Origin of the sequence: Noviherbaspirillum sp. ST9 (assembly GCF_048799745.1) — a bacterium.
GTDB lineage: Bacteria > Pseudomonadota > Gammaproteobacteria > Burkholderiales > Burkholderiaceae_D > Noviherbaspirillum.
In genome coordinates, this window is sequence record NZ_JBLWFR010000151.1 from 1 (window position 1) to 590 (window position 590).

Here is a 590-nt window from a genome sequence, read left to right on the forward strand (position 1 = left end):
AACACTTTATCCATTAGTCAAATCCTTTCAGTTTGTGTTTTTGAATGAAGGCGTGTGCTTTGGTCTCAATGGCTGTAGCCTCTGCGCCCAGGGCGTATGCGCGTCGTCGGGACTTGGCGCACTGGCGGGTCAAGTAATAACGTTGAGCACTAATCTCAGTGCCCAGAAGGCTTGCCCTGTGTGCATGAGAACCAGCCGCCCAGTGCCAGTCGTTAGCCCGCTTATGCAAACGCTGTGCGCGTAGAAGCAGAAACACGGCATACTGCTCTTTGACCCATGTGATTATGCGCATTTATACCCCCAAGAAGTTCGCTACTTCATCGCGCTTCGCACGCAGTGCATCAGCCTTGAAGGAGTGGTCAAGCGCGGCATTAGCCAAATCCAACGATTCTTGTGCAGCGACATCAGCGGCGGCAGCCAATTCAACAGCACGGTCAGCTGCTGAGCAGGAACCTGCCGTGCATTTAGCAGAAGCAGCGTCCGCTTTGCGGGCTTCTTGCTCGTAGGCATACTTCAATAGACGTACCAGGGTTTGGATGATATTCATATGTACTCTCCAAGGCCCCAGGCGGGGCCGTATCAGTTTATAC

The 590-nt window shown here is 53.1% G+C and carries 1 protein-coding gene; it reads right to left on the reverse strand.

The window, feature by feature from the left end; all coding sequences use genetic code 11:
• Positions 1-292: 292 nt before the first annotated feature.
• On the reverse strand, positions 293-547 hold the full coding sequence (locus tag ACNOHI_RS25260; protein WP_420477477.1) for a hypothetical protein: 255 nt from the start codon (positions 545-547) through the stop codon (positions 293-295).
• Between the last annotated feature and the right edge of the window lie 43 nt (positions 548-590).